Origin of the sequence: Peribacillus sp. NPDC094092, from assembly GCF_050279365.1 — a bacterium.
Classification (GTDB): domain Bacteria; phylum Bacillota; class Bacilli; order Bacillales; family DSM-1321; genus Peribacillus.
Window position 1 is genome coordinate 424,957 of sequence record NZ_JBNNUC010000002.1, and the last position, 19,877, is coordinate 444,833.

At 41.5% G+C, this 19,877-nt stretch carries 20 protein-coding genes and 1 other annotated feature; of the genes, 13 read left to right on the plus strand and 7 right to left on the minus strand.

The genetic code is table 11. The features are described 5' to 3' along the window. Positions 1-393: 393 nt before the first annotated feature. The gene (locus ACQKNS_RS11050; RefSeq protein ID WP_427642846.1) at positions 394-1,557 is read right to left on the minus strand and encodes an MFS transporter; all 1,164 of its coding nucleotides are present in this window, start codon (positions 1,555-1,557) and stop codon (positions 394-396) included. A gap of 193 nt (positions 1,558-1,750) precedes the next feature. On the opposite strand from ACQKNS_RS11050, the gene ACQKNS_RS11055 reads away from it, so the two are divergent. The 3 genes from ACQKNS_RS11055 to ACQKNS_RS11065 all read left to right on the plus strand — a co-directional run bounded on the left by ACQKNS_RS11055 (position 1,751) and on the right by ACQKNS_RS11065 (position 4,822). Continuing rightward, positions 1,751-1,984: a hypothetical protein gene (locus tag ACQKNS_RS11055; protein WP_427642848.1), complete on the plus strand. Its 234-nt coding sequence runs from the start codon at positions 1,751-1,753 to the stop codon at positions 1,982-1,984. A 306-nt stretch (positions 1,985-2,290) separates the two neighbouring features. Continuing rightward, positions 2,291-2,527: a binding site (T-box leader), on the plus strand. Between the two features lie 59 nt (positions 2,528-2,586). Beyond that, a complete protein-coding gene (locus ACQKNS_RS11060) occupies positions 2,587-3,936 on the plus strand; it encodes an amino acid permease (protein ID WP_427642850.1) in 1,350 nt (449 codons plus the stop codon). A 229-nt stretch (positions 3,937-4,165) separates the two neighbouring features. Further along, positions 4,166-4,822, plus strand: a complete 657-nt coding sequence (locus ACQKNS_RS11065) for a phosphatase PAP2 family protein (RefSeq protein WP_427642852.1) — start codon at positions 4,166-4,168, stop codon at positions 4,820-4,822. A 128-nt stretch (positions 4,823-4,950) separates the two neighbouring features. Here the strand turns inward: ACQKNS_RS11065 and ACQKNS_RS11070 are convergent, their stop codons facing one another. The 3 genes from ACQKNS_RS11070 to ACQKNS_RS11080 all read right to left on the minus strand — a co-directional run bounded on the left by ACQKNS_RS11070 (position 4,951) and on the right by ACQKNS_RS11080 (position 8,276). Next, positions 4,951-6,339 (minus strand): L-cystine transporter, encoded by a 1,389-nt coding sequence (locus ACQKNS_RS11070; protein WP_427642854.1) that lies wholly within the window; start codon positions 6,337-6,339, stop codon positions 4,951-4,953. 234 nt (positions 6,340-6,573) lie between these two features. Then, entirely contained in the window at positions 6,574-7,713 is a 1,140-nt protein-coding gene (locus ACQKNS_RS11075) for a DUF4179 domain-containing protein (protein WP_427642855.1), read from the minus strand. Further along, the gene (locus ACQKNS_RS11080) at positions 7,710-8,276 is read right to left on the minus strand and encodes a sigma-70 family RNA polymerase sigma factor (protein WP_427642857.1); all 567 of its coding nucleotides are present in this window, start codon (positions 8,274-8,276) and stop codon (positions 7,710-7,712) included. Before ACQKNS_RS11080 ends, ACQKNS_RS11075 begins: the two co-directional genes overlap by 4 nt. A 359-nt stretch (positions 8,277-8,635) precedes the next feature. Between ACQKNS_RS11080 and ACQKNS_RS11085 the strand changes: the two genes are divergently transcribed. From ACQKNS_RS11085 to ACQKNS_RS11105, 5 genes are all read left to right on the plus strand, one after another. Continuing rightward, positions 8,636-9,145, plus strand: coding sequence for a GNAT family N-acetyltransferase (locus tag ACQKNS_RS11085; protein ID WP_427642859.1), 510 nt, complete (start codon positions 8,636-8,638; stop codon positions 9,143-9,145). A gap of 97 nt (positions 9,146-9,242) precedes the next feature. Beyond that, positions 9,243-9,713, plus strand: a complete 471-nt coding sequence (locus ACQKNS_RS11090; RefSeq protein ID WP_427642861.1) for a VOC family protein — start codon at positions 9,243-9,245, stop codon at positions 9,711-9,713. 37 nt (positions 9,714-9,750) lie between these two features. Beyond that, entirely contained in the window at positions 9,751-10,605 is an 855-nt protein-coding gene (locus ACQKNS_RS11095) for a pentapeptide repeat-containing protein (protein WP_427642862.1), read from the plus strand. A 294-nt stretch (positions 10,606-10,899) separates the two neighbouring features. Next, positions 10,900-11,637 carry a MerR family transcriptional regulator gene (locus ACQKNS_RS11100; RefSeq protein WP_427642863.1) on the plus strand — a complete coding sequence of 246 codons (738 nt, stop codon included), beginning with the start codon at positions 10,900-10,902 and terminating at the stop codon, positions 11,635-11,637. A 149-nt stretch (positions 11,638-11,786) separates the two neighbouring features. Beyond that, positions 11,787-12,626, plus strand: a complete 840-nt coding sequence (locus ACQKNS_RS11105) for a putative protein N(5)-glutamine methyltransferase (protein WP_427642864.1) — start codon at positions 11,787-11,789, stop codon at positions 12,624-12,626. A gap of 169 nt (positions 12,627-12,795) precedes the next feature. On the opposite strand, the gene ACQKNS_RS11110 is transcribed toward ACQKNS_RS11105, so the two are convergent. Then, a complete protein-coding gene (locus ACQKNS_RS11110) occupies positions 12,796-13,476 on the minus strand; it encodes a copper homeostasis protein CutC (protein WP_427642865.1) in 681 nt (226 codons plus the stop codon). 275 nt (positions 13,477-13,751) lie between these two features. On the opposite strand from ACQKNS_RS11110, the gene ACQKNS_RS11115 reads away from it, so the two are divergent. The 3 genes from ACQKNS_RS11115 to ACQKNS_RS11125 all read left to right on the plus strand — a co-directional run bounded on the left by ACQKNS_RS11115 (position 13,752) and on the right by ACQKNS_RS11125 (position 15,596). After that, complete coding sequence (locus ACQKNS_RS11115; protein ID WP_309487140.1) at positions 13,752-14,018, plus strand: transporter suffix domain-containing protein; 267 nt, start codon at positions 13,752-13,754, stop codon at positions 14,016-14,018. 576 nt (positions 14,019-14,594) lie between these two features. Beyond that, positions 14,595-15,068, plus strand: a complete 474-nt coding sequence (locus ACQKNS_RS11120; RefSeq protein WP_427642867.1) for a DUF2690 domain-containing protein — start codon at positions 14,595-14,597, stop codon at positions 15,066-15,068. 84 nt (positions 15,069-15,152) lie between these two features. After that, positions 15,153-15,596 (plus strand): DUF2690 domain-containing protein, encoded by a 444-nt coding sequence (locus tag ACQKNS_RS11125; RefSeq protein ID WP_427644174.1) that lies wholly within the window; start codon positions 15,153-15,155, stop codon positions 15,594-15,596. A 60-nt stretch (positions 15,597-15,656) separates the two neighbouring features. Here the strand turns inward: ACQKNS_RS11125 and ACQKNS_RS11130 are convergent, their stop codons facing one another. Next, on the minus strand, positions 15,657-16,178 hold the full coding sequence (locus tag ACQKNS_RS11130) for a methylated-DNA--[protein]-cysteine S-methyltransferase (RefSeq protein WP_427642869.1): 522 nt from the start codon (positions 16,176-16,178) through the stop codon (positions 15,657-15,659). Continuing rightward, positions 16,168-16,764 (minus strand): bifunctional transcriptional activator/DNA repair enzyme AdaA, encoded by a 597-nt coding sequence (locus ACQKNS_RS11135; protein ID WP_427642871.1) that lies wholly within the window; start codon positions 16,762-16,764, stop codon positions 16,168-16,170. Before ACQKNS_RS11135 ends, ACQKNS_RS11130 begins: the two co-directional genes overlap by 11 nt. Positions 16,765-16,975: 211 nt before the next feature. Here ACQKNS_RS11135 and ACQKNS_RS11140 point away from each other — a divergent pair, with 211 nt between their 5' ends. Continuing rightward, the gene (locus ACQKNS_RS11140; RefSeq protein WP_427642873.1) at positions 16,976-17,884 is read left to right on the plus strand and encodes a DNA-3-methyladenine glycosylase family protein; all 909 of its coding nucleotides are present in this window, start codon (positions 16,976-16,978) and stop codon (positions 17,882-17,884) included. 410 nt (positions 17,885-18,294) lie between these two features. Further along, complete coding sequence (locus tag ACQKNS_RS11145; RefSeq protein WP_427642875.1) at positions 18,295-19,872, plus strand: ATP-binding protein; 1,578 nt, start codon at positions 18,295-18,297, stop codon at positions 19,870-19,872. Positions 19,873-19,877: the final 5 nt, after the last annotated feature.

A 19,877-nucleotide genomic window follows, 5' to 3' on the forward strand; every position in this document is an offset into this window, starting at 1 on the left:
TTTTTAAGGATAACGGGAAAGCAGACAGAAAGCGGTGAAATGATGGTAAGAGTGATCCTGGAATTATTTCGTATAACAAAATTTTATTGATTGATAATGGGGCTCATCATTCATTCCATCTCTGCGATTTTTGGAATAACCGCAGAGAATACCACAGGGGGATGGACTGTTGGTATGGCAATTTTTCCATTACTTTATGTACTTTATAAAAACCGGCTTCAATTTTCAGGGTTCTATAAAAATGGCGGACACGTAAAACTCTCAAACAGGACAACGGCTATACTGCTTTGCTTCTCTGTGCTAATGTTAATGGTTGCCCCTTTATTTCGCTAACGGAAAGCAAAAAGAGCATGTTTTGATCAAAACATGCTCTTTTTTATACGATTTTTTTGATTATACAGCTTCCTCTGCGGTATCGAGCCTCTTGCCGTATATCCGGTATAGAACCAGGGCAAATACCATTCCAATAAAGGAGATGGAGGAGATGAACAGGTAAAGGATCTTGCCGCCGTAAGCCCCATATATGGCTCCGCCTATATAAGAAGCAATGATTCCCGAAACCCCGAAGAATAGCAGTGCCAGTACGGTCTGGCCTGTGGCACGCCATTCCACCGGAACGATCCGATACAGATATTGGATGGCCGCCGAGTAGAAAATAGGGAAGGTCAATAGCTGCATGACTTGCAAATAAGCTAATAGCTGTGGATCGGTAATCCACGCAGAGACGAAATAACGGATAAAGAAAAACGCTGCAGCAAACGAAATGATGATGATTTCCTTACCCTTGCGAAGCCACCAAAAGCTTAGGGCGAACACAACGATTTCACTTCCCGCCGCTAAGAACCAGGTCAAGCCTACAAGCTTGGCACTTCCTCCAAGTTCCCGGATATACACTCCGAGGAAAGTATCGTTCATCCTTGCTGGAACAGCACAGATAAAGACCAATAACAGAAAGAGTAGCGTCTCTTTATTGCTGAAAAAATGCTTAAGGCTGCTTAATGTGACGGGTTTTCCCGAAACGGGTGCATCAGGCATCATCCAGCTGATAATGAAGCTGATCAATCCTATGCCCGCAAAAAGGAAGGCCAGGCTGTTCGCTCCGAAATATGACATAACATAGCCGGTGATCAGCGATATGACCGCATAACCCAATGCACCATATGTCCGGATGGAACCGTAACTGATCCCGGATTTCTCTGCCATCGTAAAGTTAAGGCTTTCCGTCAGGGGATCGATCGGCATCAAAAAGAAATATAGCAGCATGGCAAACAGGATGAGCTGGAGATAACTGCTTGAATCATAGAGGAAATAACCGATTACGCTCGAGAAAAAGATGAGTAACAACAGGACTTTTCGTATCGTCCTCGTTTTGTCGCTGATCATTCCCCATAAAGGCTGGGTGATGAGGGTGACAAAACCTCCCGTACCGATGATGAATCCGATTTGGGCTGGACGCAAACCTTGATCAGCCAGATAGACTGGGAGAAACGGAATGAAAATGGCAAGCAGTCCAAAATATAAAAAGTTAAACCCCTTTAATAATCGTATTGCTTTCATAAAAAATAAGATACCTCACGTGTTCTATAGATTGATTTCAACCTTGTTATTGTAACATTGATGACAGAATTTGAAAAAACAGTTTTAATTTCGTGGAAAAAAATAGAATGATAGAGTTGATTTCATGTTTAATTAAATGGATGTTAATGATAGAATTAACATTTATTGTTAAATTAAAAAGGGTGAATATTGAATGGATCAAGACACAAAAGTGATTCAGGAGTTGCAGGAATTGAAGCAAAAAGTCGGTCATCTTGAAGACTTATTAACGCAGCAACAGAATAAAAAGGAAAAAGCAGGACCATTTCGGATCTTCCTGGAAGCAGTAGTTTCATTGCTAGTTGGATTAATGGTTGTAGGACCGGTTATTGTGATTGTCGTTGGGCTCCTGATGGTGGCTGCATCATGGTTGGGGATGGAGTTTTAAACGTTCAGGAGAGCCTGGTTATTCCAGCTCGGACTTTTGATGATGGATAGGAAAAAGTAACGGTTTTGCCTTGATGGGGAAGGAGCCAGTATGAAGCATTTTTATTGAACGTAAGTACAGATATCGGTAAAGGCTTGCATCCGCTTTATTTTAAATAGTATTTTACATATTTCATATGGCTGGCTTAACAGATTTCCGATGATTTGTTTCTTTTAAAATATTATCCTAAGAAAGTTATTGACAAAGTTACTTCAAGTCCGTATAGTATGGGATATTATTAAAAATATTCAGATATAATTTCACTTTTGAAACGCAATGATCAGGAGTAGTAAAAGCACATTATTCGGTAAAGAGAGCTGCGGGTTGGTGCAACGCAGTCCAATGATACTTTGAACTTGCCTGGGAGTGGTAAAGCGAAAGATAGGGTTTATTCCATCTTTTGTTTTAACGATTGACCTTCGTTACAAGGTTTTTAAAGCAGGGTTCTAGAAAAGAGCCAATAAGAGTGGTACCGCGGTAAGCTTAAGGCATATCGTCTCTTTCTTCATTTGATTATGAAGGAAGAGACGATATGCTTTTTTTGATTTTGGGGAGGTAAGGATATGGAAACGGACAAACGGAATTTACAGAGAACTATGACTTCAAGGCATATTACGATGATGGCATTGGGCGGTGCCATCGGGGCAGGTTTATTTAAAGGAAGCAGTTCAGCCATTGATATGGCAGGCCCTTCCGTAATCATTGCATACTTGATAGGGGGCATCATCCTATTATTCATCATGCAAGGTTTAGCTGAAATGGCGGTCCGCAATAGCGGCGCACGAACATTCAGGGATTTGGTCCAATCGATTTTAGGAAAGTATCCTGCCTATTTCCTGGATTGGATCTATTGGAAAATGTGGGTATTGAATATTGCGGCCGAATCGGTGGTTGCGGCGATTTTCCTTCAATATTGGCTGCCTGGATATCCAATCTGGATTCTGGCATTGGCTGTTTCGGTTTTAGTTACTGCGGTTAACTTGCTGTCGGTTAAGGTTTTTGCTGAAACGGAATACTGGCTTGCTTTAATTAAAATTTCCGTCATCATTGTGTTCATCTTGGCTGGATTATTGTTGCTGCTCGTTACTTTTGGTGATCATACAGCCGTCGGTTTTTCTAACTTGACTGAGCATGGCGGTTTCTTTCCGAATGGATCGACAGGTTTGATCACCGCGATGCTGGTGGTAATCTATTCATATGGCGGTACGGAAATCATCGGGGTCACATTAGCTGAAACGAAAAATCCTGAAAAAGTGGTTCCAAAAGCCGTTCGCAGTACATTGGTCAGGATCATTTCTTTCTATATCATTCCTTTTTTCATCATCGTTAGCTTAATTCCTTGGAACGAAGTAAACGGGGTGCAGGTAAGTCCGTTTGTAATGGTCTTTCAAATGATTGGGATTCCTGGTGCCGACCATATTATGAACGCCGTTGTTCTATTGGCGATCATTTCATCGATGAACTCCGGGTTGTATGGTTCATCCCGCGTACTATATACACAAGCCGTGGATGGTCGCATTCCGAAAATCTTTTCCCGTTTATCCAAGAAGAAAGTACCTGTTCCCGCAATAATAATGTGTACTTCCGCTTTATATGGCGGTGTACTGATTTCCTTATTTGCTGGAAGCAAGACCTTCGATTTCCTAATGGGGTCGCTGGGATATACCGTATTATTCATCTGGTTGATCATTGCGTTCGCCCATTTGAAATCACGTAAACAACAGTCGGGAAAAACAAGTGCCTATTCGGTAAAATGGTTCCCGTATACGACTTGGGCTGCGATCATCGCTTTAATAACGATCCTGATCGGAATCATTTTCACGACATCCATAATCGTTACGATCATTACACTTTGCATCTATATCTTCATTTCCTTGACGTTTGTATGGAAAAAACGCCATAACAAAATCTAGGGAAAGCGGAAATATCGTTTTTACCTTCCCGTATATAAGCTTTAGCTTCAAGCCATGGTAGCATGCCATGGCTTTCGTTATGTATTCTTGGTGTCATCAAAAGTAAGAGATATCCAATTTACTAGTTCATGGGAATCATTAACTTATGCAATTACAGAGTTAATCTAGTGAAAAATGTTGTATAATAATCTGTGGAAAAAAACCAATATATTGAAAGCCGGAGCGAGCTATGAAAAACAATTCCATACTATCCTTTCACCCGTTATATTATTTATTACTTTTGGTGATTACTAGTTCCATCTATTCAATCATCAATCAATCCTCAGGTCATGCTGTCGATGTTACGACTATAATAGATGGGGAGATTCCCTTTATTAAAGAATTCGTCGTTCCTTATTTACTTTGGTATCCGTATATTTATGGATTGCTGATTTACTACTGCTTGGTTGACCGAAAGCACTATTTCGTAGGATTAGGCAGTTTGATATCGGGGAAACTACTCTGTTTTCTTGTATATTGCCTTTGGCAAACGACAGTCCCGCGTCCAGAAGTGGCGGGCAACGATATCTTCGCCCATTTAATGCGATACGTCTATAGTCATGATCAACCTGTCAACTGTCTTCCCAGCATTCATGTACTGACTACATTCATCATGATGATCATCGCCCATAGGCGGAAAGAACAGCACAAATGGGAATATGCCAGTGTCACTGCATTCGGAACACTGATTATCCTCTCCACGCTATTTACGAAACAGCATGCTGTATTGGATGTACTTGCAGGGATCCTTCTTGCATGCGGGGTATATGCAGCTGTCCAGTATATGTTCCAAGCCGTATCTGCTTATCAGGCCAATCATTACGCAGCAAGGCAAGTTAAAAAATGATCACAGTTAAGCCACTGTAAGAATATTCGCTCCCATGAGCTGATATGTTACAGTGGTTTTTTTGTTTGAAGCAGCCCATGAAAAAAAGCATCGAACCTCCCATACAGGAAGTCCGATGCTTTTTTCTTTTACATTTCAGCTTCAACTTTCAAAGATGATTCTTCGCTGAACTGTTCCTTATCCAGGTCACCCGTCACTTTACTAGTCAAAATACCGGAAGTCATGCTTCCGCTGACATTCACAGCCGTTCTTCCCATATCGATCAATGGCTCGACGGAAATCAACAATCCGGCCAAGGCGATTGGTAAGTTCATGGCGGATAATACCAGGATGGCAGCGAATGTTGCTCCTCCGCCTACACCTGCAACCCCGAAAGAGCTAATGGCCACGATGGCAATCAACATGGCGATAAACGAAGGCTCCAGTGGGTTGATTCCAACCGTTGGGGCAATCATGACCGCTAACATGGCCGGATAGATTCCGGCACAGCCGTTTTGACCGATCGACAAACCGAAGGATCCGGCAAAGTTGGCAATACCTTCCGACACCCCTAATTGTTTCTGTGTTTGGATGTTCAAAGGAAGAGCTCCTGCACTTGTTCTTGAAGTGAAGGCAAATGATAATACCGGGAAAGCTTTTCTTAAATATACGATTGGGTTCAATCCTGCAAGCATCAGCAATAGCAAATGGATGAGGAACATGACGATCAGTGCGACATAAGAGGCACCCACGAATTTCCCCAGTTTCAGGATGGCATCCAAATCACTCGTAGCTACCGTCTTCGTCATGATCGCCAAGATCCCGTATGGCGTCAAACGAAGGATCAATGTTACGACACGCATGACGATGCTGTGCAATGTATCTACTATTTTAGCAAAAAATTCAGCATGTTCAGGCTGCTTCCGTTTGACTCCTAAATAGGCGATTCCAAGAAATGCAGCAAAAATTACAACGGAAATGGTTGATGTTGGACGTGCTCCCGTTAAATCAAGGAACGGATTGGACGGAATCAATTCAAGGATTTGCTGTGGCATCGTTTTATCCTGAATCGTACCGTATGTTTCCGATATTTGATCTCCGCGGGTTAACTCCGCTTCCCCTTGCTCGATTTGAACGGCTTCCAAATTGAATACAGTTGCCGAGGTGATCCCAACAGCTGCTGCAATCGCAGTCGTTCCAAGCAGGATTCCGATGATCAGGACACTGATCTTTCCAATATTGCTAGTCAGTTTCAATCTTGTGAATGCGGATAAGATCGAAATGAAGACAAGCGGCATGACAATCATTTGCAGGAACTTTACATAGCCGGAACCTACAATGTTAAACCAATCGACCGATTTAACGATCGCTTCTGACTGGGGTTCGTAGAAATACTGCAAAAGAAGTCCGAATACAATCCCTAAACCAAGTCCCGTAAAGACCCTTTTGGTAAAGGAAACATGCTTCTTATTCATGTAAAATAAAACGCCTAAAAGAACGAGCATTATGGCGAGATTTAAAAACACATAACCAATCATATCTATTCCTCCTAATTCCGATTAACCAAATAAGAATAATAAATGTCTGAAGACTATGATACATCATCCGTTGATTTTTTACCAGAAGAAAATAATTTATTTTTGACTTTTCAAGTAATTCATGTTTATATCTCTATTCACGGATTGAATAAGAAGTCACAAAAAAGAGGTATACATGAACCTTTCCCAATCTGGGACTCAAGGGTTCATGTATACCTCTTGTGGGTAAACGTGTTATTTCTTCAAATCAATCACGATATCTTCCAATACGAACTCTTTGGGGGCGATTCCTGGTTTTGTTGGGAAGGATGAAACCTTTTCTTCACCGTCTTCCGTTATGGTTACTTCTCCGTTGTTCTCTGAAGTGAAATTACGTAATGTTACATGTGGTGTCGCAATCAGTTGTGTAGCATCCGGATCGATTTTTTGGAATGTTTTGCTGAAGTTCAAATTATAAGAATCGACACCGATTCCTCCGTTTTCTTGACCATCGTATACATTCCCTAAGTCATCTTTAATGGTCAACTCCACATAGGCAACATCCCACTTGTTTTTGATGGTGTCGGACACTTCTTGATGATAATCCACCACAAAGGACATTGGCGAGATCGATAGTTTTTCGACGGATACTTTTACTCCATGTTGATCCACACTTTTATTGATGACCTTCTCGTTGCTTTCAGTTGCCTTTAGTGAGAAAGCAAAGTTCCAATTTCCTTTTATCTCTTTACCCATGTCGTTAATACTAATGCTATTTATATCCCAGTCTATATTTACTGTATCTTCTTTAAAATCTTCTAAGTTACTAACCGTTAATAAGCCTACATATTTTTTATCAGCTACTTTTGAAATTTCATCCGATCCTCCTTGGGCTTTCATTTCCTTTATATTCGGGCTCGGAATAAAGAAAGATCCGTCACCCAAATCATCTTCGCTTTCAATAGTATAAGTGATGGTTACCGTTTTTCCGTCATAAATGGCGTCATTTATCGTGAAAGTAAGGCCATTGCTTGCTTCGGTAAAGTCAATTTTGTTAGAGTAGGCCTTATAATCACTATAAAGACCCTTTCCATTATTTTTGATAACTTCGGAGAGACCTGAGTTTTCATTACTAAAATAGCTGAAAATATCTCCTATCAAAGGAATGCTTTTAGCAGAAGCGGTAAACGAGAATCCAATCGTTGCGGTGGATAACCCGAATATAATGGAAGCAGCCAGAACATTCTTTTGCCAACGTTTCATTTTTTTCTTCTTTCTTATTGATTTTTTTAGGGTTCTTTTGACTTTAGCTTTTTCTAGTTCGGTGACTTCCATTTCCTTACATTCAGTTTCGTCTATGTCTATATCATTTAATAATTCATAAATATCCTTCATACGACACTGCCTCCTAATTTAAGATTCGTGGCTTTTTGATTTAGCTTCTTTTTTCCCCTATGAATTCGATTATCTATTGATGCTTTGGTCAACCCGAGTTTTATCGATATATCCTCATTTTTTAAACCAAGAAAGTACTTCATGATAAAAATATCCCGATCTACAGGTTCTAAAAGGTCAATTAACTGAAGTAGTTCTTTTCTGTCTTCCAGTATAATCAGTTCCTCTTCTGCAGATTTTTCTGGATCTACTTCTGTGTAACCTGATGTAAGCTCCATTTTCTTCACGGCTTTTCGGTAGTAATCAATCGCTTTAAACTTGGCGATTGCACAGATCCATTTTCTGAAGTCTGTTGTGTCCCCATGGAACTTTTTTGAATTGTTCCAGATTGAAAGAAAAATATCATTGATGCATTCTTCCAGGACACCGTCGTTCCTAAGGGGAGAGAGAACCTTATATGTGACCCCCTTGATTAGTGGCAAATAGGTATCCACTATAAATTCCAATGCGTCTTCTTCTTGGCGTTGCAACCGCTCGATAAAATTTATATTAGTAGACTTCATGACATGATTCCCCTTGTTTTTTTGTAAAAGCTTTTACACTTAATACAACGTGTGTAAAAAAAATTATTCTCAACAATTTTTGGGTTTTTATAGAAATTAGTGGGTGTGATGGTTCGATTCGTATTTGGATTGATATGGTATTGAGGGTATCAAATTTTGTCAGTATGCGACAGTGTTGTCCATATAAACGGCTTGTTGGCAAAATAGAATGAATAAAAATAGATTCTTTAACAAAAACACTTAATTGCTGCTAAAGACTTGAATGAAAAAATATTCTATATACATTTTGCAGGAAGGATAATCACTTGGTTTTCTTGAATAATAATATGCTTGGCGTTTTTTGAAAGGATGAAGGAATGATGGATATATACATTCACAGGCTAAATGAACAGGATGCACAAGCGTTATTTGAATTTGAATGCAATAATAGAAGGTTTTTCGAGCAAACTGTGCCAGGCCGGGGAGATGATTATTATAGTTTTGGATCGTTTGAGATCAGGCATAAGGAATTATTAAAAGAACAAGAAGATGCCATCTCCTCTTTTTGTTTAATTAAGGATGGTTCAGGCATAATCGTCGGCAGGATGAACCTTGTGGATATCGATCCCATTAATGGTACGGCTCATGTCGGTTACAGAATTGGCGAAGCGTTTACGCAAAAGGGGATAGCGAATGAAGCTTTAAAGCTTTTGGTTAATCTGGCGCCGGAATGGAATGTGACGCAAATGCATGCCAAAACGACAAGCGACAATATTGCATCCCAAAAGGTTTTAGAGAAAAACGGTTTTGAATGGATTTCGATTAATGAGGAAATTAGTGCAGATTCCGGTCAAAAGCTAATATTCTATCATTATAGGAGGAACCTTTAAATCCGTTTTCTTCTATTAATAGATCGCACTCCACCATATTCGAGATATTTTCCCGGCAAAAGATTTCATCACTTAAAAGGAGAGAGGATTATATAATATGATAGAAGGTTTATATGAAGCCCATCTACCCGTAAAGAATCTGGCCATCTCTATGGATTTTTATAAGAAAATAGGCTTGAAGCTAGCTTGGAGGGATGAAGGTACTGCCTTCTTTTGGATAGAGGAAAACAAAAGCTGGGTCGGATTATGGGAAGGGGAAGAATATCAAACTCCATACCACCCTTCACTAAGGCATATCGCATTTCGGGTATCTTATGAAAATATGAAAATTGCACTAACTTGGCTCCAATCCCTAAAAATTGAAGCCGTCCCTTTTGGAAAAAGGACATCGATCGAACCTTTTGTTCGTCCGAACCAAGGGAATGCTTCCGTCTACTTCAATGACCCGGATGGGAATAGTCTCGAACTCATGTGTTCGGTAGAAGTCCCCGATGCATATAAGCATATGACTGAAAAACTTTCACTTGAAGAATGGGAAGAACTAAATTCTTTAGAAAAAAAGTTATGAAACGATTGGTTTTATTTAATAGAAGGAAGTGTAAGTATTGTTTAATCAATTAACGAATAACGATAGTATTCTTAATCATTTACGTGCAGACTGTGAGAATTGTTTTGGTTTGTGCTGTGTAGCTTTGCCTTATGCGAAATCTGCTGATTTTGCCTTTGATAAAGATGGAGGTACACCATGTTCAAACCTGCAATCGGATTATCGTTGCGGCATCCATGAAAATCTCAGAGAAAAAGGATTTAGGGGCTGCACGGTATATGAATGCTTCGGTGCCGGTCAAAAGGTATCTCAACTCACATATGGTGGAAACGATTGGAGAGACAACCCAGCGTCAGCAAAGGAAATGTTCGATGTATTTCCTATTATGCAACAACTGCATGAAATGCTTTGTTACTTAAATGAGGCACTGAATTTAGAAGATGCGCAACCTCTTTACCAGGATTTGCAGGCTGCTTTTGAAGAAACGGAACATCTCACTAAGCAAAATCCAACGTCTATCATGAACCTGAATGTACCAGCGCATAGAGCGATCGTTAATGATTTACTTCTGCGCACAAGCGAACTCGTACGTGCAAAGGTTTCATTTAAGAAAAATAAAAATCAGAAAAAACAGAACAAAATAGGTAGAGGAAGTGACCTAATCGGTGCAAAGTTGAGAGGTGCTGACCTTAGGGGAGCGAACTTAAGAGGAGCTTTACTTATTGCATCCGACCTCAGGGAAGCTGACATGAGAGTGACGGATCTTATCGGTGCAGACTTTAGGGACGCTGATTTAAGCGGTGCCGATCTCACCGGGAGTTTCTTCATCACACAAGCACAGATTAACTCGGCTAAAGGCGATACGAAGACAAAATTACCGCTCACATTAAGCATTCCCGATCATTGGAGGTGAAGGAAAGCTAATATCAGAGCGAACTTTCATGCAGAGTATACGCCTCATGAATGAAAATTGTTTAATTCACGAGTAAAAGCGCCAAACTTACGAGTAAATGTCTCCAATTCAAGAGTAAAAGGCAAAAACTCACGAGTAATGGGAAAATCAATACATAGAAACTCTACTACCATGCGATTCTTCATTAGGAGGGATCGTCTTTTGTAATTGGGCGGAAAATTTTCATTTTTCCATTTGACTCTGACGTTGCGTAATACCTTAAAGTAATTGATATCGAAAGGGGGGGAAGGAGCAGTGGCAATGAAAGTGAAGGAGCTGGCTGATTTAGTTGGCATTAGTGTGCGGACACTGCATTATTATGATGAAATCGGGTTATTATCACCAGAGGAAATAACCGATTCAGGTTATCGGCTTTATTCGAATGATAATCTTGAGATGTTGCAGCAAATCCTGTTTTTCAGGGAACTGGGCATGCCATTAAAGGAAATAAAGCAAATGATAAGCAGCTCTTCGTTTGATAAACAAGATGCGTTAAAGCAACATCAAAAAATGCTACTGGAGAAACGCAGCCAGCTCGATAAATTAATTGAAACGGTCGAAAAATCGATTAAGCATATGAAAGGGGAAATTCAAATGACGAATAAGGAAAAATTTGAAGGATTTGACTTCAGTCAGAATCCATATGAAGACGAAGCCCGCAAGCTTTGGGGTGATAAAGCTGTCAATGAGTCGAAGGCTAAAGTCGCGGGCATGTCCAAAGATGCACAGAAAATTGTATCCGAGATTTATTTAAAACTTGCTTCAATCCGAAATGGCTCGCCCAAGTCGGAGGAGGCACAAGAGGCAATTAAAGAATGGTATGATTGTTTGAACAATAACTTCGGCACATACTCACTGGACGCTTTCAAAGGATTAGGTCAAATGTACGTGGATGATCAACGCTTCACCAAAAATATCGACAAATACGGTGATGGTTTAGCGAAATTCATGTGTGATGCGATGGGGCATTTTGCTGACGCTAACAAAATTTGAATCCCAAGATTGAAAAGTTTCATGTCGGAAGGTTGCTTCGGCAACCTTCTTAATTTATAGCTAAAGGGACAGTAAGTTGAAGGAGCTGAATACTATGGTTTTGGCAACATTTATAATATTCTGATTAATAGAGAGTAGGGGGGAAACGTATGGAATTTAGGAATGCGGCCTTTAATGATGTTAATGGAAGTAAAGTGGCTTTTTTTAATGGAGATGCCATTTATACAAGCATCCTCACTAAACTACGGGCCGCAGGTTGTGTTTTTGCTGAGGAAGAGACCCGGTTGCTCATCAACGCGGCAGGGACAACAGCCGAATTGGCCGGGATGGTGGATAGACGGATAGCGGGTTTACCCCTTGAACACGTCATCGGCTGGGCGGAATTCTGCGGTATCCGGATAGAAGTTGACCCAGGAGTCTTCGTACCCCGCAGACGGACCGAGTTTTTAGTCCGCCAAGCGGCAGCACTTGCCATGCCTGGAGCAGTCGTGGTGGACTTGTGCTGCGGCACGGGCGCGGTTGGTTCCGCTGTGGGCGATGTTCTCGAAGATATCGAGTTGCACGCCGTCGACATTGACCCGGCCGCGGTACGGTGTGCGCGTCGTAACGTCATTTCAGTCAATGGTCAGGTATACGAAGGGGACCTCTATGAACCGCTTCCATCCAATTTACGGGGACGTGTTGACATACTGGTCGCAAACGCACCATACGTCCCTACTGAGGGAATCGGACTACTACCCCATGAAGCGCGCATGCATGAGGCGAGGGTGGCATTAGACGGCGGGTCCGACGGGCTTGATGTCCAGCGAAGGGTGGCAGCTTCGGCAACACTTTGGCTGGCACCGGGCTCCCATTTGTTAGTCGAGACCAGTGAGCGGCAAGCGATACGGACCGTAGAAATCTTTGCTAGATACGGGGTGATGCCACAGGTGGTGAAGTGTGAAGACCTGGACGCCACTGTCGTCATTGGAACCAGGCCCGCACTGTAAAGGAATGTTTCAGTGGCGCTTTTTCTTATTTTTTCACTTTCTGTCTGTATTCATTTATAGTTCGATCCTTCATTACAAATAAGTCTTTTGGCGGCACTATCTTAGGGGATTTGGTCAAAAAAGAAATCGGCATCATAAAAGGGACCAAAGAAGCGGTCCCTTTCCGACATTATTTCTTGAGCATGTATACGATTTCCTTAGCTTTTTCTAAAGTAACTCCTTCGATGATACTGTTGTTTTTTCGAACGGCCGTGCCAAAATGATAGTGCCCGGTATGCAGTTCGGAATGGATAGCAAGGATATTATCCTTATTTAAACCGCTTCCAACCAGTATCGCTATGTCGCCGCAGACCCTTTTCATTTGTTGAATCGTTTTCATGCGGCTGGGGAAATCCCCATGCCCGCCTGACGTCAATATCGTTGTGATTTCTGGATATTGTGCCAGCGTTTCAGCTGAAATGACCAGGTCGTTTGTTTCATCGATGGCCCTGTGGAATGTAATCTCCAAACCTCCGCATACCGTCAATAGTTCTTCGAGATAGGGTCGATGGATTTCATTTTTTTCATCTAATGCACCTAATACAACCCCGTTCGCTCCGAGTGAACGAATGATTTGGATATCTTTTTTCATGATTTCCAAATCGTTTTGAGAATAACAAAACGACTGGCTATGGGGCCTTACCATCACGTTGACTGGAATCTTTACTGAATGGACGACAGCTTCTATCAGGGCGTGGCTTGGAGTCAATCCCCCCTCGGCTAAAGAACTGACAAGCTCGATTCGATCTGCGCCCGATTCTTCGATTATAATGGCATCTTCTATCGTTGTGGCAATGAATTCAATGTACATTGGATTTTCCTTTCCTGCATGCAAGTATTATAAGAATAGCTTGTTTAAGATTATTAAATCCATTAAGAATAGTAAAGTCCATTCATTAATAGATACCATGGCCCCCTCATCAAGTACCTGCTTTAGTTTTCCTCAACTGGAATTTATTTATTTCTCATATTTATGAAACGAAATGAACATTCGAACGTATAAAAAAAGGATATATTCAAAGGTATATTTGAAAGTGGAATTGGCGGGGGAGTTAAATGAAAATCATCATGACGGAGGTTATTTAATTGGATAAAGAAAGTAAAGAAGTAAAGAAATCGAGGTTTTACAAGGTAGGGATGGGGTTCCTGATCATTTCCCTTCTCACTTGGATCATTCCTGTCGTAGCTCCTTTTACGCCATTTTCGACTGCGGCTAAAGCTGGGGTCATAACAGGCGCAATCGTCTTTGCGGAAGTCATGTTTTGGGCAGGCGCGCTTTTGGTCGGAAAAGAAGTGGCTGCCAAATATAAAGGTTATTTAAACCCGAAAAATTGGAGAAAAGAAAAAGGGTGAAGCAATGGGAGTGATGCTCCACGGAAATAGAGTTGCTGAAAGTTTTTGGATTCATCGTGGCTTCGCGTGAGGAAGTACATAGATTGGGGCATTGACGTTTCCTTTGACGAGTTGGTTCCATTATGGTGATTTGCAATCAATCACGAAAGCCGTAAGATGTGATCGATCGGATTGTTGGACGGGTTGAGTTCGTTCCGCATGATCTTTTCTATTAGAATTCATAAAGCTCCGACAAAACGATTCGAGTTTTGTCGGGGCTTTTCTTTTTTCTTGAAAAAAGCTTAAGTACATCGACCTGTATCTTTCCCGGTCAACGGCAGCCTATTGGCTCGTTTTGCCTCAGTTTGATGCGCATATCTCCTTAGTTGTGACCTTATTTGTCTCGTATTGATCATAGGGAAAATGACTTTGTCCTGTGGTGATGGGGTTGATAAAGCGAGACATACCAAACAGTAATAGTGATGGGAGGCTGCAAGTTAAAGGCGGGGAAGCAGTTTTTCATGAACTAGGGAATTTATCACTTGTAAGAATATTACAAAATTGTAAGATGAACAGTGTACAAATTTTGTTAAGGGGATGAGTGAAATAATGAAGAAAAAAGTTTTATGTATTTCATTTTTTGTAGCTTCTTTAGTCCTTTTTGGCTCCCTTGATCTTTTTGCAAGTAAAGCATCAGCAGAAACACACACCTATGATGGAAAAAGTCCTTACTATAATAATTGTGCGAATAGCGCAGTAACGAAGAAGGCCGTAAAAATTTATGCCAACGGTGCTTCCGCCAATTTGGAGTTGAAATTCAGCACAACTTGTAAAACGGCTTGGGCAAAGCTCACTCTAAGCAGACCGGCTAAAGCAGATGGGGAGGCAACGGCTTTGGTTGTCCGTAATACGGATAATAAACAATTCAGCTGTGCATCTCCAGGAGGAAATGGTGAAATTAATGAAGGCCAAACGTCATGCTATACACCTATGGTATATGATTTAGATCCGCGAAAAGCAAAAGCGGTCGCTTTTTGGCCATATACAGCAGGTGAAACCGACTGGTATTAATGAAAAAGGAAAAGCTTTCATCTATTTTTATGGAAAGAAAGGATGAATGAATTGAATAAAAAGCTTAAAATGATAGGTTTATCCATGGTGATGACACTGTCGTTGTTTCTTGTCGACTTTGGATTTGGAAAAAATCAGGCTCTAGCCGAAACACATACTTATGATGGAAAAAGTCCATATTATAATAGTTGTGCAAATTCGGCGGTAACGAAGGATAAAAAATGGATCGATTCAAATTCGTACGTAGAATTGAAATTCAGCACGGTCTGTAAAACCGCCTGGGCAAAAGTGACTGTGACACGCGCCGCCGTATACAACCATGAAGCGGACGCCAGGATCGTCCGAAGTACTGATGGTAAGGCCTATACATGTGCCAGTTCCGGGGGCAATGGTGTCGTGAACATAGGGCAGACATCGTGCTATACACCAATGGTATATGATTATGACCCGCGCAAGGCACAGGCCCAAGGGATACATGCAATCCCTAATAGTGATGCATATAATAAAGCGGTGACCATTTGGTACTAAAAAACAAAGGCAAAAGAGCATCCGTATGGTCGGATGCTTTTTTTTGCGGGCAGATTGCATTCACACTTTCATTTTCGCTTCCAAATGAAGTAGATATAGTTTCATCTCCGTACCTCCACGATAACCGGTAATGTTCCCGTTTTTTCCGATAACCCTGTGACATGGCACAGTGATCAGAACAGGATTGGCACCAATGGCCGTACCGACCGCCCGAACAGCTGCGGGCCTTTGGATGATCTGGGCAATATCGGAATAGGAACAGGTTTTTCCGTAAGGTATTTGATTCAGCGCTGCCCAAATTTCTTGTTGAAAGGGAGTGCCCTTTATATCTGTCGGAAGAGAGAAAGTCTGCCTGGTCCCTTCGAAATATTCTTGGAGTTCTTTTAGATAGGGGGTTAATGCTTTTTCATTTTCAATAAGTCTCGCATCCGGAAACCGTTTTTGCAGCCAAGACTCCAGTTCTTCATATGTTTGACCGGGAGAGCCTACATAGCAAAGCCCTTTTTCCGTTTTGGCTACATATAGCTGCCACCTATCATCATGCAATATGGCCCAATCAATGGTTTCTTTATCATTCTTCATTTTCTTCACGCTCCAAAGCTTGAGTTTTGTGATAAGCCTTCCGATATCCTGAAGGGGTATTCCCCATTTTCCTTTTGAATAGTGTCATGAAATAGGGTGTACTAGAGAACCCGACAGCCAAGCCTATTTCAGTAATCGACTGTTCGGACTTTTCCAGCAGCCACGTTGCTTTTTCAAGGCGTAGCCGTTGAATGTATTCAGTGGGCGAGACCCCCTTAACACGCTTGAATGATCGTTGTAAATGAAAGGGGCTGCCGTGGGAAATATCCGCCAATTTATTCAATGTGAGGGGTTCGCTGTAATGGGTGTCGATCCATTCAGCTATTTGTTCAACCCACTCTTCTGTCGGCAAATTCAATCCTTCCGGTTTACATCGTTTACAAGGCCGGAAATCTTCTTCCAAAGCCATCATGGCATTTTTGAAAATCTTCACGTTTTCCTTATTCGGCACCCTGGATTTACAGGAGGGCCTGCAAAAGATGCCCGTCGTCATTACTCCGTATAAAAAATGATCATCATATGCTGCATCACAATCTATAATAGCTTTCCAATATTCATTCGGGAAATCTGCTTTTTCCGGATTCAACACATTCACCTCTGCTTTTAGTATACAAGAAAGGATGGATATACAAACAATTTGATAATATAAAAGCAAGATAACGTAATGATTGAAAAGGTTTGGGAGATGACTGCGGATAGGGGTATTCTGTTAAAATAAGGGAGTGAAATGAAAGAGCAAGATAACGTATCCATTTTTCATTAGAATAAAGAGAATGGGACAAAGGAGGGCATGATCAATGGAAGAAGGCATGATTGAATTGAGGATTCATGCACCAAAGGAGTTTAGTTTTTCGGAAAACCTTACATACTTATCAAGATCCTCCAATGAATGTCTGTTCGATATTGCTGATCAAAAAATTTACCGAGCACTTGTTGTCGAGAAAGAGAAACTCTTAGTGGAAATCAGTGCGATGGATGAAACGGAGCTGACCGTCCGGTTTCCAGGCCGAACTGCACCGATGGATAATCAGGCAATGGATGCTGTTTCCCAATACGTTCGTCACTGGTTCGATCTTGAGACAAACCTGCTTCCTTTTTATGAACTGGCCCAAAATGACCCTTTATTGCAAAAGCCGGTAAGCCAATTCTTCGGTTTGAGAAATATGGGCATCCCCGATTTATTTGAAGCGATTGCCTGGGGAATACTTGGACAGCAGATTAACTTGACTTATGCCTACACCTTGAAACGGAGACTTGTGGAGAGGTTTGGTGATTTTGTTGAATTCGAAGGGAAGCAATATTGGCTGTTTCCCAAGCCTGATGTGATCGCGAAATTGCCGGTCGAAGATCTTGCCGATTTGAGGATGACGGTAAAGAAGTGTGAATATTTAATAGGCGCTGCCCAACTGATTGCAGAAGGGGAACTTACTATAGAAAAGCTGTTGAATGCAAAGGATGTAAAAGAGGCCGAAAAAATGCTGACCAAAATACGGGGAATCGGTCCGTGGACAGCGAACTATGTCCTGATGCGCTGTTTGCGTTTTCCCGCGGCCTTTCCCATCGATGACGTTGGGCTGCATAACTCCTTGAAACTGGTCATGGAAGCGGAAGCAAAACCAACGAAAGCGGAAATCCTGAAACTATCGGAACCGTGGGCCGATTGGGAATCCTATGCGACCTTCTATTTATGGAGATTGCTATATTGACTTCGTGTATATTTCTATATCCAACAATAGAATGCGTCGATGTATCTCTAAATTCGTTTGAAAAAATGCTCAAAGGAGTTGTTTCCTTTGAGCATTTTATGTTTCCGATTGTTTTGCCTTCTTCCAATACAAAAGAGTACTGCAGTGCACGATCCAAAGACAAATCATTAATGGTGTAAAACAAATGCGCCTAAACGATATGAGATAGAAAACTGACTGGGAAAAAATCATTAATAAGCAAAAGGGTGATGATGATCCTATATATCATTTTATTCAGTCTTTTAAATCCTTTCATGTTTGAATTGGCGAAATAAACCGCCAGCAATGTTCAATATTTAATAGAAATGGTAAAATCATTATGCTCCTATAAAATTAGTGAAAGAAAATGAAAATAGAGGATGCTGTTGAATATGAGGAAAGTATCGCTGGAAACCAAGATTCTCGGGTTAGTCTTATCGTTGAGCCTGTTTTTGATTATTTTATTGACGACTACTTTTTCCTATATGGAAGGAAGGCAAATAGCGAAGGATAAAGGTCAATTGGCGTTGGAACTTTCAAGGACGATTAGCTTCATGCCTACCGTTACAGAGGCCTTTGAAACGGATGATCCCGCTGGCACAATTCAGCCGATTGCCGAAAAGCTCCGCAAGGAAACAGGGGCTGAGTTCATCGTTGTCGGGAATAAAGAGGGAATTCGCTATTCCCATCCGCTCGCTTCCGAAATTGGGAAGCGGATGGAAGGCGGGGATAATGCCAGGGCCCTTCAGGAAGGCGAATATTATGTTTCCGAGGCGGCAGGATCACTCGGTCTTTCCATTCGGGGGAAGTCACCGGTATTCAGTGCGGATGGAAAAATAATCGGAATTGTCTCCGTCGGTTTTTTAGTGGACGATGTCCGCGCCCAAATTTTCAAGGACTTGTCCAAAGAGATGATTGTATCTTTAGTGGCCATCATGATTTCGGTCATTGGCAGTTATATGCTGGCAAGGAGCATACGTAAAGATACATTGGGGCTGGAACCATTTGAAATCGCCAATTTATATAAAGAAAAAAATGCAGTGCTTCAATCGGTGAAAGAAGGGATTTTGGCCATTGACCAAAATGGGTTGATTACCTCGATGAATCAGCCGGCAAAAAAATTGCTGGATATTAAAGAGTCCGTTCGCCATTTGAATGTGGATGGCCTATTTCCTTCGAAATATTTATTCGAAGTGCTGAAGTCTGGTGAACCGCAGGTGGATAAGGAGATTTCATGGAAAGACAAATCCGTTATCGTCAATTGTACGCCAATCTTCGATAGTGAAGGAGTAAGCGGTGTTGTCGCTTCGTTCCGTGATCGAACGGAAATTGAAGAAATGGTCAACACATTATCGGAAGTGAAGATGCATTCTGAGGATTTAAGGGCACAGACCCATGAGTTCACCAATAAACTTTACGTCCTTTCAGGTTTGATACAATTAGGCGAATATGATGAAGCAATAGATATGATTCAAAGCGAAACATCCGAATTGCATTCCCTGAACCGTGTCGTGTTCGAACAGATAAAGGATACAAAGGTACAAGCCCTTTTACTTGGGAAGATAGGGAAAGCATCGGAAAAGAAGATCATCTTTGAAATAGACGCCCAAAGTTACCTTGAGAAACTGCCGGATCATATAAAATTGTCACAGCTGACATTGATTCTAGGCAACATTATTGATAATGCACTTGAAGCGGTTTCAAGCATGGAAGAGCCGCGCGTGAAATTTTTTGCCACAGATATCGGAAATGATATGGTATTTGAAGTGAGTGATAACGGAAAAGGAATACCTGAGGATGCCATCGCCCATATTTTCGATCGGGGTTTCACTTCGAAAAACAGCGGAAATCCGAGTGGTTATGGACTTTCGAATGCTGATCATGTCGTCAAAGAGCTGGGCGGCATCATCGAAGTTCACAGCGAGGAGGGAAACACCATATTCACCGTGTATCTTCCTAAAGAACAGTGAGGAGG